Raw genomic sequence first — 12925 nt, forward strand, 5'->3', positions numbered from 1 at the left:
CTGGGAAAACAGGGGGCGAGCAGCGGCATGATGACGGTGGATTACCCGCGCGACCTGATCGGCTATGGCGCCAACCCGCCCCAGGCGGACTGGCCCAACGCCGCCCGCATCGCGGTTCAGCTGGTGCTGAACTATGAGGAAGGCGGGGAGAACTGCGTGCTGCACGGCGACGCCGCGTCCGAGGCCTTCCTGTCGGAGATGGTGGCGGCCCAGGCCCTGCCCGGCGTGCGCCACATGTCCATGGAATCGCTGTACGAATACGGCTCGCGCGTCGGTGTCTGGCGCCTGCTGAAGCTGTTCGGGAAAAAGAAAATCCCGCTCACCATCTTCGCCGTGGCCATGGCCGCCGAACGCCATCCGGACGTCATCCGCGCCATGGTGGACCAGGGGCATGAGATCGCCAGCCACGGCTATCGCTGGATCAATTACCAATACATGGACCCCGCCGAAGAGGCGGCGCACATGGCCAAGGCCATGACCATCCTGGAACAGGTCAGCGGCACCCGGCCCGTGGGCTGGTACACCGGCCGCACCAGCCCCAACACCCGCCGCCTGGTGGCCGAACATGGCGGATTCCTCTACGACGCCGACGCCTATGACGACGACCTGCCCTATTGGCAAGTGGTAGGGAGCAAGCCGCAGTTGATCGTGCCCTACACCCTGGACTGCAACGACATGCGCTTCGTCCAGGTCCAGGGCTTCCATTCCGGCGACCAGTTCTTCACCTACCTCAAGGACAGCTTCGACGCCCTGTATGCCGAGGGGGCGGAAACGCCACGCATGATGTCCGTCGGCCTGCACTGCCGCCTGGTGGGCAAGCCCGGCCGCATCCAGGCGCTGGAACGCTTCCTGGACTATGCCGCCGCCCACGAAGGCGTGTGGTTCGCCCGGCGGGCCGACATCGCCCGCCACTGGCACACCCGCCACCCCTACACGGGGGCCGGCGCATGAGCGATGCCTTCGAGACCCGCGACGCCTTCATCGCCCGCTTCGGCGGCGTGTTCGAGCATTCGCCCTGGATCGCGGAAGCCGCCTGGGATGCCGGCCTTCCGCCCGACGCCAACACGGCGGAGGGGCTGCACGCCGCCCTGGTGACGCAGTTCCGGGCGGCCAGCCGGGACAAGCGGCTGGGTGTGCTGCTGGCCCACCCCGACCTGGCCGGCCGCCTGGCCATCCGGGGCGAATTGACGGCCGATTCCACCGCCGAGCAGGCGTCCGCCGGGCTGGACAAATGCACGCCCCAGGAATACGCGCGCTTCCAGGAATTGAACGACACCTATAAGGCGCGCTTCGGCTTTCCCTTCATCCTGGCGGTGCGCGGCCTGACCCGCGCCGCCATCCTGGAGAATTTCGCGGCCCGCGTGGGCAATGATGCGGAAACGGAGTTCGCCACCGCGACCGTGCAGGTGGAACGCATCGCCCTGCTGCGCCTGAAGGAAATGCTGCCGTGATCTTCGGCCCCGCCCTCCTGGCGCGCCTGGACGATTTTGCCCGGCACAGCGCCGACCCGGACGCCCTGACCCGCCTATATTTGACGCGGGAGCATCGCGCCGCCGCCGACCAGTTGCTGACCTGGATGCGCGAGGCGGGCATGGTGGCGCACCTGGATGCCGCCGGCACCGTCGTCGGCCGCTATGAGGGAACGACGCCGGGCCTGCCCGCCCTGCTGCTGGGCTCGCACATCGACACGGTGCGCAACGCCGGCAAGTACGACGGCAATCTGGGCGTGCTGGCGGCCGTCGCCGCTGTCGCCGAGCTGAACCGCCGGGGGGAGCGCCTGCCCTACGCCATCGAGGTGCTGGGCTTCGGCGATGAGGAGGGCGTGCGCTTCCCCGTCACCCTGACGGGCAGCCGCGCCGTGGCCGGCACCCTCGCCCCCGACGCCATGGCCGCGCGCGACCGCGACGGCATCGCCCTGGGCGACGCGCTGGCGGAATTCGGCGGCGACCCCGCCGGCCTGGCCGCTGTGGCCCGTCACCCGGCGGCGGTGCTGGGCTTCGTCGAGGTGCATATCGAGCAGGGCCCGGTGCTGGAATCCCGGGGCCTGCCCCTGGGCATCGTCACCGCCATCAACGGCGCCAGCCGCTACGCCATCACCGTCACCGGCCAGGCGGGCCATGCCGGCACCGTGCCCATGGCCCTGCGCCACGACCCCCTGGCGGCGGCGGCGGAAATGGTGCTGGCGGTGGAGACCGCCGGCGGGGCCGAACCGGATTTGGTCGCCACCGTGGGCCGCATCGAGGCCAAGCCGGGTGCGGTGAACGTCATCCCCGGCCAAGCCGTCTTCACCATCGACCTGCGCAGCCCGTGTGACGACAGCCGCAAGAAGGCCGCCGCCGACCTGCTGGACACCCTGGCCGCCATCGCGGCGCGCCGGGGCGTGGCGCTGGACGTCCAACCCACGCACGACGCCCCAGCCGCCCATTGCCGCCCCGGCCTGATGCGCCAACTGGGCCAGGCGGTGGCGCGGGCCGGCATCGTGCCCCACCATCTGCCCAGCGGCGCCGGCCACGACGCCATGGCGATGGAAGCGCTCTGCCCCATGGCCATGCTGTTCGTGCGCTGCGCCGGCGGCATCAGCCACAACCCGGCCGAAAGCATCACGGTGGAGGATGCCGACTTGGCCGTCACCGTGCTGCTGGATTTCCTGCGCCACTTCGAACCCGTCTCCCTTGCCGAAGGACCCCGCCCATGACCACCGACGCCGCCACTGCCATCCAGGAGGCCGTCCACACCTTCCTGGCGGCCAAGCGGGAGGAGCAGGTGCGCTTCCTGGCGGAGCTGATCAAAGTGCCGTCCGACAACCCGCCGGGCGATTGCGCCCCCCACGCCGCCCGCGCCGCCGAGCTGCTGGAAGGCCTGGGTTACACCGTCGAACGGCATGTGGTCCCGGATGAGCTGGTCAAGGCCAACGGCATGATCAGCGCCACCAACCTGATCGTGCGCCGCAGCTTCGGCACCGGCGGCCCCACCATCGCCCTGAACGCCCATGGCGACGTGGTGGCGCCGGGCGAGGGCTGGACGGTGGATCCCTATGCCGCCACCGTCAAGGATGGCTGGATGTACGGGCGCGGCGTCGCCGTCTCCAAATCCGACTTCGCCTCCTACACCTACGCCCTGATGGCGCTGGATGAGCTGGCGCGCCAGGGCATGGCGCTGAACGGCACGGTGGAACTGCACCTGACCTATGATGAGGAGGCGGGCGGGGAGATCGGGCCGCGCTGGCTGTTGGACCAGGGGCTGAGCAAGCCGGACTATGCCGTGTCCGCCGGCTTCAGCTACGGCATCGTCACCGCGCACAACGGCTGCCTGCACCTGGAAGTGGAGGTGCGGGGCAAGTCCGCCCACGCCGCCTTGCCCGCCACCGGCATCGACGCGCTGGAGGCCGCCACCGTCATCCTCAGCTGGCTGTACCAGCACCGCGCCGGCTATGCCGCCACCGTTTCCGCCGTGCCCGGCATCGGCAGCCCCCAGCTGACCGTCGGCCTGATTTCCGGCGGCATCAACACCAACGTCGTGCCCGACCGCATCACCTTCCGCCTGGACCGGCGGATGATCCCGGAGGAACAGGGCGCCACGGTGGAGGCCACCCTGCGCCAGGTCATCGCCGCGGCGGCGGCCGAACGGCCGGAGGCGACGGTGACGGTGCGCCGCATCCTGCTGGCGGAGCCGCTGAAGCCCATCGCCGGCACCGACCGCCTGACCGACGCCCTCAGCCGCCACGCCACCCGCATCCTGGGCGAGCCGGTCGCCGCCAAGGGCGTGCCCATCTACACCGACGCCCGCCACTACGCCGCCGCCGGCATCCCCACCGTGCTCTACGGCGCCGGCCCCCACACCATCGAGGAAGCCAACGCCCACCGCGCGGATGAGCGCCTGCCGCTGAGCGACCTCTACAAGGCGACCGAGGTCATGGCCCTGACGCTGGTGGATTTCCTGACCGCCTGACGCCCCGCCCCCGCCTCACCGCCCCAGGCGGCGGGGGTTCCAGGGCTTGCCACTGACGATCTGCGCCAGGACCAAGGCGCCATTGATCAGGCCCATGACGCCCAGGATGACGGCGCCGAAGCGCGCGCTGTGCACCAGGCCGATGGCCACGACGTTGTCGGCCACCAGCACCCCCATCGCCAGCAGAGTGACGGCGGCCATGAGCAGGAAACCCGTGCGCTTCCGCGGCGTGCGCATGCCATGGGCGCAGATGGCGAGGATGGCCAGCAGGCCCAGGGCGGCGATGATGTCGAGGATCATGACGGCAAATCGCGTTTAAACGGAAATGCCGCTGTCTTACGGGATGGCTTGCCGCCCTGGCTACCGGTTTTCACCACGCACGGTCTTGGAGCGCTTCGGCATCCTGGACCTGTACGCCCGCGCCGCCAGCGACTGAGGCGTTACAGCCCCACAGGCTTGTCCAGCGCCTGGAAGGCCGGACGGCCGAAGAGGTAGCCCTGGAACAGGGTGATACCCATGGCGCGCAGGGTGGCCAGCTCATCCTCCGTCTCCACCCCTTCCGCCACCACGGTGATGCCCAGGGTCTGGCAAACCTGGACGATGGCGGCGACGATGGTGCGGCTGACGGGACGGTTGGACACGTCGCGGGTCAGTTCCATGTCGATCTTCAAAATGTCCGGCTGGAACTTGGCCAACAAGGTGAGGCCGGCATAGCCGGCGCCGAAATCATCGATGGCGGCGAGGAAACCCCGACGGCGGTATTCCTGGAATATGCCCAGCAGGTGGGCCGGATCGTTGACGGGTTCGTTCTCCGTCACCTCGAACATCAGGCGATCCAGGGGCATGCCCACGGCGTTGCTGGTCTGCACGGTGGTGCGCAGGCAATTTTCCGGCCGGTAGACCGCCGCCGGCATGAAGTTGATGGACAGGCGGGCCCCCGTGGCCGGCAGGCCCAGCGCCGCCGCCAGCTCTATGGCCTTGACCCGGCAGGCCTGGTCGAACGCATAGCGGTTGTCCGCGTCCACGGCGGACAGCACCGTGCCGGCGCCCTCGCCGTTAACGCCCCGCACCAGGGCCTCATAGGCGAAGACGGTGCGGGCGGCGACATCGACGATGGGCTGAAAGGCCATCGTGAAATCAAAGGGAAGCTCCGCACCCTCGCGGCAGGCCTGGCAACCCATGGATGGACTCTTTCGTGACGGAGACGAAGGCGGGGGCCGTCAGAACTCCCAACCATTGCATCATATAATTATATCTTTTCCGCGTTCGACAAGGGCCCGAGGAAATCTCCCTCACGCCTCCACGACCACCCGCGTCCGGCGGCCGATGTAGGCGCCGATGTGCTGGGCCAGGGTGGCGGCCTGCATACGGATATCGGGGACGGCCGTCATTTCCCAGAAGGTGCCCCGCGTCACAGGGCCGATGGCGTAAAGGCCGGCCACCGGCCGACCGCTGGCGTCCAGCACCCGCGCCTCCCCGTCCACGTCCAGACCCAGATGGAGGGGATCGGGGCGGATGGTGCCCTGGGCCAGCAGGTCGCGCACCAGCGGGTCGGTCACCCGCAGGATATCGCAGGCCGGGCCGGAACAGTTGATGACCTGGTCGACGGGGAAGGTGATGTCGTCGTTTTCGTTGCGCGGCCGGTAGGTCACCCGCACGCGGCCCTGCACCGCCTCCGGCACCTCCTCTATGGTCTGGAGGCGGCCGGCGGTGACGATCAGCGCGCCCGTGGCCTGCAGCGCGGTCAGCTGCGTCGCCACGGCGGGCGCCAGGCGGTGGCGATGCACATCCCACCAGGGCCGCAGGTGGCGCAGGAAGCGCTTGCGCTCCGCCAGGGGCAAGGCCTGCCAATAGGCCACGGTGCGGGGCCGCAGGCTGTCGATCACCGGCTGCCAGGCGCGGCCGGCCGCCTGCTCCTCCCGCACCAAGCGGCGCACATGCGCCAGGGCGCGGGATAGCGAGGTCGGCAGGTCCGGCGGCGGCGGCATGACGTGGGGCACGGCATCGGTATGCCGCCGGGGCAGCAGGCCGCGCCGCGACAGCGCCACGATCTGCCCCTGGTGCCCCCGCGCCCGCAGCGACAGCACCGTGTCGACCATGGTCAGGCCCGTACCCACCACCAGCACGCTGTCGCGGACGCCAATGTCCCGCGCCACGCTGGGCGCCCAGGGATCGGGATGGAAGCGGGGGGAGCGGAAAAAGCTGGCGTCGAACAAATGCGGCGGCTGCGGCGGGAAGTTGCCGATGGCCAGCACGGCGGCGTCCAGCTTGTACTCCCGGCCCACGTCCAGCCGCACCACCATCTTGTCGCCCTCATGCCGCAGGGCGACGGCCGTATCCGGCACCAGGATGAGCCGGCCGGCGGACCGCGATTGCTTGGCCGCGTCCGACACCAGCTTCTGCAAATAATGGCCGTAGGTCTGGCGCGCCACGAAACTGGCGGGGCCCGCCCCGGCGGCCCCGGGAACGGCGTCGCCCTGGGCGCGCAGCCACGCCAGGAAATGCTCCGGCTGATCAGGAAAGGCGCTCATGTTCCCGGCGCGGACGTTCAGCAGGTGCGCCGGGTTGCCAGTGGCATACGCCAAGCCCCGGCCGAAGTCCGAGGCGCGTTCGATCAGCAGGATGCGGGGGCAATCGGCCCCGCGGGAGAGAAGGTGCAAGGCCAGCAAAGAGCCGCTGAAGCCCGCGCCGATGATGGCGATGGTCGGCCGTGTCGTCATGGATGTTCCTGCCCGGCGCCCGCTGGCTACGCTCAATGGGGTTCCGCCCAATGGTGTCCGCCCGCTTGGGCCGCAAGTTGATCCCCATGCTCAAATGCGGCCGCCCCCGCTGTCAAGCGACGTTTGGCTTACATACCACATTAGTCATTTCGTGAAATGGCGGGGCGGTTGGATTTCGGGAACCCTGCGCGATCCATACCTTCCTGGCATGGCACCCACGCCCGCCACCCCGCATAGCGGATACTTGCAGGATTGCGGCGACCTGATCCATGCTCACGACGTGTGTTGAATCGAAATATACACATGAAAAAAGTGTTGTTTCTGACGGCATTCCCCAAAGATTTGCCGGATGGCGACGGCACACGTCCCGCCCTAGGGGCACCGGACGGCAATAACCCGTGGGAGCCTTCATCCATGTCCATTCCCCTGACGTCCCTATTCCCGGCAGGCAGCCTCCCGAGCCGCCGCCGCCAGTCGGCCACCGCTCTGGCGCTGATCCTGGGCGTTTCCTTCCCCATCGCGGCCGCCCGCGCCGCCGACCCGGCCCCGGCCTCCGCCCCCCAGGGCGCCAACGCCACCAGCGCCAATGCCACCTTGAGCGACCTGGATGAGGTCGTGGTGACCGGCACGCGGCGCAGCGACCGCACCGTCGCCTCCTCCCCCGTGCCCATCGACGTGCTGCCGGTGGAGGAGTTGGAGAAGACGGGCCTGGTGCAGACGACGCAGATGCTGCGGGCCCTGGTGCCCAGCTTCAACTTTCCGCAGCCGGCCAACACCGACGGCACCGACCATGTCCGCCCGGCCACCCTGCGCGGCCTGAGCCCCGACCAGACCCTGGTGCTGGTCAACGGCAAGCGCCGGCACGTCAGCGCCGTGCTGAACCTGAACGGCAGCGTGGGCCGCGGGTCCGACGCCGTGGACCTGAACACCATCCCGTCCATCGCCATCGAAAAGATCGAGGTGCTGCGTGACGGCGCCGCCGCCCAGTACGGCTCCGACGCCATCGCCGGCGTCATCAACATCCGCCTGAGGGGCCAGGACAGCGGCGGCAGCGCGGCGGTTGAATATGGCGAATACGGTGCCGGCGACGGCCAGACCGGCCGGGTAGAGGCCAATGTCGGCCTGCCCCTGCCGCGCAACGGCTATGTCACCCTGTCGGCGGAGGCCCACCGCTCCCGACCCACCGACCGGTCGGGCGACGATCCGCGCCAGCAATACCTGACGGCCGGCGACCCGCGCGAGGCCACCTTCAACCGCCACGACAGCCGCTTCGGCGACCCGCTGGACAAGGAATACAACCTGTTCCTGAACGCCAGCCTGCCGGTGAACGACAAGGCGGAGATCTACGCCTTCGCCAGCCTGGGCCAGCGTGACGGCCAGAGCGCCGGCTTCTTCCGCCGCCCGCTGGATGCGCGCACGGTGCGTGCCCTGACGCCCGACGGCTATCTGCCCTACATCACGTCCAAGCAACTGGACCTGTCCACCACCGTGGGCGCGCGGGGCGACCTGCCCGACGACTGGAGCTATGACCTGAGCGTCGATTACGGCCGCAACCGCTTCGACTATGGCGTGGAAAACTCCGTCAACGTGTCGCTGGGCACGGCCAGCCCGCGCAATTTCTACGCCGGCGAACTGGTTTCGGACGAACTGGTGGGCAACCTGGATGTCCGCAAGCTGGCCCATATCGGCTTCCTGCCCGACACGCTGTCCATCGCCGTGGGCACCGAGGTGCGGCGCGAGGACTACACCATCAAGGCGGGTGAGCCCGCCAGCTACATCAACGGCGGCGTGCCGGTGCTGGACGGCCCGTCCAAGGGCACGGCGGCCGCCCCCGGCGCCCAGGTCTTCCCAGGATTCCAGCCGGCGGACGCCGGCACCAACAGCCGGGGCAGCGTCGGCACCTATGCCGAGCTGGAAACCAAGCTGACGCCCGACTTCCTGGTGAACCTGGCTGGCCGCTATGAGCATTACAGCGACTTCGGCGACACCACGAACGGCGAGCTGTCGGCCAAGTATGACCTGATCTCCGCCCTGTCCGTGCGCGGGGCCATCAGCACCGGCTTCCGCGCGCCGTCCCTGGCGCAGTCGCACTATTCCGCCACCAGCACGGTGTTCATCAACAGCGTGCCCTATGACGTCCGCACCTTCCCGGTGACGGATCCGGCGGCCAAGGCGCTGGGGGCGGAGCCGCTGAAGCCGGAGAAATCCACCAATTACAGCGCCGGCTTGGTGTTCCGCCCGGCGGACAACTTCTACGCCACTGTGGATTTCTACCAGATTGATATCAATGACCGCATCGTTCTGTCGGAGAACCTGACCGGGGCGGCGGTGGTGCGGCTGCTGGCGGCCAATGGCGTGACAGGCGTCGGCGGCGGCCGTTTCTTCACCAACGCCGTCGACACCCGCACCCGCGGTGTGGATATCGTCGGCCGCTACGCCATCGACCTGGGCGATGTGGGCAGTCTGTCGCTGACCGCCGGCCTGAACCTGAACGACACGGAAGTGACGCGGGTGGAGGGCAATCCGTCGCAGCTGGCCAGCCTGGGCAGCACCGTCTTCCGCTTCGGCCGGTCGGAAAAGGGCCGCATCGAGAAGGGCCAGCCCAAGAACAAGCTGAACCTGGCGGCCACCTACGACTGGGACAAGCTGTCGACCACGGTGCGCACCACCCGGTACGGCAGCACCACGTCGCTGGACAGCAGCAACCCGGCGCTGGACCAGACCTATGGCGCCAAGTGGATCACCGACATCGCCATCAGCTATCAGGTGACCGACGCCATCGGTGTCACCGTCGGGGCGGACAACGTGTTCGACGTCTATCCCGACAAGGTCATCGCCGCCAACAGCACCAGCGGCATCTATCCCTACAGCAACTACTCGCCCTTCGGCTTCAACGGGGCGTTCTATTACGGCCGCGTCAGCTACAAGTTCTGATGCGGACGTGACGAAAGCGGCCGCCCTGGGGGTTCCCCGGGGCGGCCGTCTCATTTGATCAGCCCTTGGGCGCGGGCTTGGGCTTGTGCGCGTCCAGGAAGGCGCGGAACTGGTCCTGATCCAGGAAGTACAGTTCCAGGCACTTTTCATAGTCGGCCTTGTCCTTGATGACACGGCAGAGGCTTTCCGCGTCCTCATTCTCTTTCTGCTGCTGAATCACCGCCTTTTTGTCGGCATCGGATTGCGGGGCGCTCTGGGCCGCCACCGGCACGGGCAGCAGCGCGGCGAGGGCCACGGGAAGGACGAGGGTGAGGGCGGAATAGGCGCGCACCGGAAGGTCTCCTGACGTCTGAAGGACGGACCGGATGGGGCATCCGGGACAGCCAGAAGTTTAGCGGCCAATGGTGACGGTTCAATATCGCGTTTCCATAGCCGGTGGCTATGGCGGGACACCCATGCCCTGCTTGAAAGTCTTCCCGGATTTGGCCTGTGGCACCGCTGGCCGTCCCCGGCCATAATGCCCTGGACTGGCAACGGCATACCCAACCCGTGGCCCCTGCCCCTGGATTATGTGTCGACGGCCTGACCCTGACCCATCCGGCGGACAGGCGCCCTGTGCCGTAAGCCCGGGAATGATGAGGGGCAAGGGGAATGAGCATGGGGGCACTGCGCACCCGGGTGAGGAATACCCGCACGATGCTGGCGGCGGGCGGCCTGTCGCTGTTGGCCGCCTGCGCCACCACCGGTGACCACCCGGCATCGGCGCCGGCGACAGTCCCGGCCGTCCCCCCGCCACCTCCGTGGCCACCCCCGAAGCCAAGGCCGCCGACCTTTTCCGGCATCTGCGCGCCGACCCGGTGCGCCTGGCCATGTTCCTGCGCCGCATGCCCAAGGGCGCGGACCTGCACAACCACCTGACCGGCGGCATCTATGCCGAGAACATGGTGGATTGGGCGGCCGCCAAAGGCGCCTGCGTCGATCCCAAGGCCCTGGTGCTGAAACCCGCACCCTGCGCCAAGGACCTGATCCCGGCGGCGGATGCGCGGCGCGATGTCGGCCTGTACAACCGCCTGATCAACGCGCTGTCCATGCGCGGATTCGTGGCCGGCCCCGAAACCGGGCACGACCACTTCTTCGACAGCTTCGGCAAGTTCGAGCCGGCGGTGAACGCCCAGGTGCCGGAAATGCTGGCGGAGGCGGCGAACCGCGCCGCCGCCAGCCACGTGCTGTACCTGGAACTGATGTGGTCCAACGGCATGTCGAAGGCGGCAGCCCTGGCCAAGCCGCTGGGCAATCCCCCGCCCGGCAGCATCCCCGGCGACACGGCCACGTTCGACGCCTGGCGCACCGCCATCGCGCCGGGCCTGCCGGCCGTCATCGCCGCCGCCAAGGCCGACACCGACGCGGCGGAGGCCCGCATGCGCCAGATCCTGCGCTGCGGCACGGCGGAGGCGCAGCCGGGCTGCGGCGTCCAGATCCGCTACCTGGCCCAGGTGATCCGCGTGCTGCCCGGCCCGCAGGTGTTCGCGCAGAGCCTCTATGGCTATGCTCTGACCGCCGCCGACCCGCGCTTCGTCGGCGTCAACCTGGTGGCGCCGGAGGACAACCCGGTGACGCTGAAGGATTATGGGCTGCAGATGCGCCTGCTGGGCTATCTGGGCCACCGCATGCCGGCGGCCAACCTGTCGCTGCATGCCGGCGAACTGGCGCTGGGCCTGGTGCCGCCAGAGGATCTGCGCGACCACATCCGCCTGGCGGTTGAGGTGGCGGGCGCCAAGCGCATCGGCCACGGCGTGGACATCGGCCAGGAGACGGACGCCCAGCACCTCTTGAAGACCATGGCCGACCGGGGCGTGCTGGTGGAGATCAACCTGACCAGCAACGACGTCATCCTGGGCGTGACCGGCCGCGACCACCCCATCACCACCTACCGCGCCTTCGGCGTGCCGCTGGCCCTGTCCACCGATGACGAGGGCGTGTCGCGCATCGACCTGACGCATGAATATGTGCGGGCGGCGGAAACCTATGGCCTGGATTACGCCACGCTGAAGACCTTTTCCCGCAATGGGCTGGAGCATGCCTTCCTGCCGGGCGCCAGCCTGTGGGCGGCGCCGGGCCAACTGGCAACACCCTGCGCCGCCGACCATCCGGGCACGCCCGCCTCGGCCGCCTGCCAGTCCTTGCTGGACCAGAGCCCCAAGGCCGCCCTGCAATGGCGGCTGGAGGCGGACTTCCACGATTTCGAGGCGGCCGTCGCCGCCGAGGCTGAAAGCGGCTTGTGGGGTCAGGGCCAGAGCCCTAAAACCACCGCCGCATCCCCTGGCCTATCCCCCACCTGAGCAGCGAAGCGAGACCGCGCCCCATGCGCCTTCTGATCGACACCGACACCGCCGGCGATGACGCCTTTTCCCTGCTGCTGGCCCTGCGCAATCCCAAGGTCACGCTGGACGCCATCACCATCTGCCACGGCAACGTGACCTTCGACCAGTGCGTGGAGAACGCGCTGTATACCGTCGAGGCCGCTGGCCGCGGCGGCGAGGTGCCGGTCTACCCGGGCGCCCGCCTGCCCATGATGCGCAAGCCGCTGGACGCGGCCTACGTCTTCGGCAAGGACGGCATGAGCGACGCCAACTTCCCGCCGGCCAAGCAGCGGCCGGAGGCGAAACACGCCGTGGACGCCATCATCGACACCGTCCTGGCCCACCCGGGCGAGGTCACCATCATCGCCCAGGCGCCCCTGACCAATCTGGCGCTGGCGGTGATGAAGGAACCGGCCATCGTGCAGGCCACCAAGCATTTGTGGATCATGGGCGGCACCGACAACGCGGTGGGCAATGTCACCAGCGCCGCCGAGTTCAACTTCTACGTCGATCCCGAGGCCGCCAAGATCGTGGTCAACGCCGGCTTCAAGGCCAGCCTGCTGACCTGGACCCGGTCCATGGTCGAGGGCGTCATCACCTGCGCCGAGCTGGACGCCATCGCGGCATTGGACACGCCGGTGTCGCGCTTCTTCACCCGCGTGAACCGCGACAGCCTGGCCTTCTCGCGTGAGCGGCAGCGTATCGATGGCAGCATCCATCCCGACGCCCTGACTTGCGCCTGCGCGCTGGACGAAAGCCTGGTGCTGGAGGCGGAGGACTGCGTGGTGGACGTGGAGACGGCGGGCACGCTCACGCGCGGCTATTCCAGCGTCTCCTCCGCCATCCTGCCGGACGCGACCGACGCCGACCCCGACCTGGTGCCCCAGGCGCCCAATATGCGCGTCATCAAGCGCGCCGACCGCGACGGCTTCGTCCGCATGATGACGGACGCCGTGCGCTGAT

11 protein-coding genes are annotated in these 12925 nt (G+C 68.9%); 7 read left to right on the plus strand and 4 right to left on the minus strand.

What is annotated here, in order from left to right; translation table 11 throughout:
- The first annotated feature begins 27 nt into the window (after positions 1-27).
- From puuE to ULB03_RS25770, 4 genes are read left to right on the plus strand one after another with little or no spacing between them, the layout of a single operon-like run.
- Entirely contained in the window at positions 28-951 is a 924-nt protein-coding gene (gene puuE / locus ULB03_RS25755) for an allantoinase PuuE (protein WP_416211192.1), read from the plus strand.
- Complete coding sequence (uraD, locus tag ULB03_RS25760; protein ID WP_322485934.1) at positions 948-1451, plus strand: 2-oxo-4-hydroxy-4-carboxy-5-ureidoimidazoline decarboxylase; 504 nt, start codon at positions 948-950, stop codon at positions 1449-1451. The genes puuE and uraD overlap by 4 nt, the downstream gene beginning before the upstream one ends.
- The gene (locus ULB03_RS25765) at positions 1448-2695 is read left to right on the plus strand and encodes an allantoate amidohydrolase (protein WP_322485935.1); all 1248 of its coding nucleotides are present in this window, start codon (positions 1448-1450) and stop codon (positions 2693-2695) included. Before uraD ends, ULB03_RS25765 begins: the two co-directional genes overlap by 4 nt.
- Positions 2692-3948, plus strand: a complete 1257-nt coding sequence (locus tag ULB03_RS25770; RefSeq protein ID WP_322485936.1) for a M20/M25/M40 family metallo-hydrolase — start codon at positions 2692-2694, stop codon at positions 3946-3948. The genes ULB03_RS25765 and ULB03_RS25770 overlap by 4 nt, the downstream gene beginning before the upstream one ends.
- 15 nt (positions 3949-3963) lie before the next feature.
- Here the strand turns inward: ULB03_RS25770 and ULB03_RS25775 are convergent, their stop codons facing one another.
- From ULB03_RS25775 to ULB03_RS25785, 3 genes are all read right to left on the minus strand, one after another.
- The gene (locus ULB03_RS25775) at positions 3964-4248 is read right to left on the minus strand and encodes a hypothetical protein (RefSeq protein ID WP_322485937.1); all 285 of its coding nucleotides are present in this window, start codon (positions 4246-4248) and stop codon (positions 3964-3966) included.
- Between the two features lie 140 nt (positions 4249-4388).
- On the minus strand, positions 4389-5078 hold the full coding sequence (locus ULB03_RS25780) for an EAL domain-containing protein (protein WP_322485938.1): 690 nt from the start codon (positions 5076-5078) through the stop codon (positions 4389-4391).
- Between the two features lie 162 nt (positions 5079-5240).
- Positions 5241-6668: an FAD/NAD(P)-binding protein gene (locus tag ULB03_RS25785; protein WP_322485939.1), complete on the minus strand. Its 1428-nt coding sequence runs from the start codon at positions 6666-6668 to the stop codon at positions 5241-5243.
- 414 nt (positions 6669-7082) lie between these two features.
- On the opposite strand from ULB03_RS25785, the gene ULB03_RS25790 reads away from it, so the two are divergent.
- Complete coding sequence (locus tag ULB03_RS25790; protein ID WP_322485940.1) at positions 7083-9602, plus strand: TonB-dependent receptor plug domain-containing protein; 2520 nt, start codon at positions 7083-7085, stop codon at positions 9600-9602.
- 58 nt (positions 9603-9660) lie between these two features.
- On the opposite strand, the gene ULB03_RS25795 is transcribed toward ULB03_RS25790, so the two are convergent.
- Positions 9661-9933 carry a hypothetical protein gene (locus ULB03_RS25795; RefSeq protein WP_322485941.1) on the minus strand — a complete coding sequence of 91 codons (273 nt, stop codon included), beginning with the start codon at positions 9931-9933 and terminating at the stop codon, positions 9661-9663.
- Between the two features lie 469 nt (positions 9934-10402).
- Here ULB03_RS25795 and ULB03_RS25800 point away from each other — a divergent pair, with 469 nt between their 5' ends.
- Together ULB03_RS25800 and ULB03_RS25805 are read left to right on the plus strand one after the other, a co-directional pair.
- Positions 10403-11941 (plus strand): adenosine deaminase family protein, encoded by a 1539-nt coding sequence (locus ULB03_RS25800; RefSeq protein ID WP_322485942.1) that lies wholly within the window; start codon positions 10403-10405, stop codon positions 11939-11941.
- A gap of 23 nt (positions 11942-11964) precedes the next feature.
- A complete protein-coding gene (locus ULB03_RS25805) occupies positions 11965-12924 on the plus strand; it encodes a nucleoside hydrolase (protein WP_322485943.1) in 960 nt (319 codons plus the stop codon).
- The last annotated feature ends 1 nt before the right edge of the window (position 12925 follow it).

The organism is Nitrospirillum goiasense (assembly GCF_034427435.1).
In the GTDB taxonomy this organism is placed as follows: Bacteria; Pseudomonadota; Alphaproteobacteria; order Azospirillales; family Azospirillaceae; genus Nitrospirillum.

Bases quoted from the DNA above. Each gene is read 5' to 3' on its own strand.
- ULB03_RS25775 (WP_322485937.1), bottom strand. From the start codon at position 4,248: ATGATCCTCGACATCATCGCCGCCCTGGGCCTGCTGGCCATCCTCGCC.
- ULB03_RS25770 (WP_322485936.1), top strand. From the start codon at position 2,692: ATGACCACCGACGCCGCCACTGCCATCCAGGAGGCCGTCCACACCTTC.
- ULB03_RS25805 (WP_322485943.1), top strand. From the start codon at position 11,965: ATGCGCCTTCTGATCGACACCGACACCGCCGGCGATGACGCCTTTTCC.
- ULB03_RS25785 (WP_322485939.1), bottom strand. From the start codon at position 6,668: ATGACGACACGGCCGACCATCGCCATCATCGGCGCGGGCTTCAGCGGC.
- ULB03_RS25780 (WP_322485938.1), bottom strand. From the start codon at position 5,078: ATGGCCTTTCAGCCCATCGTCGATGTCGCCGCCCGCACCGTCTTCGCC.
- ULB03_RS25790 (WP_322485940.1), top strand. From the start codon at position 7,083: ATGTCCATTCCCCTGACGTCCCTATTCCCGGCAGGCAGCCTCCCGAGC.
- puuE (WP_416211192.1), top strand. From the start codon at position 28: ATGATGACGGTGGATTACCCGCGCGACCTGATCGGCTATGGCGCCAAC.
- uraD (WP_322485934.1), top strand. From the start codon at position 948: ATGAGCGATGCCTTCGAGACCCGCGACGCCTTCATCGCCCGCTTCGGC.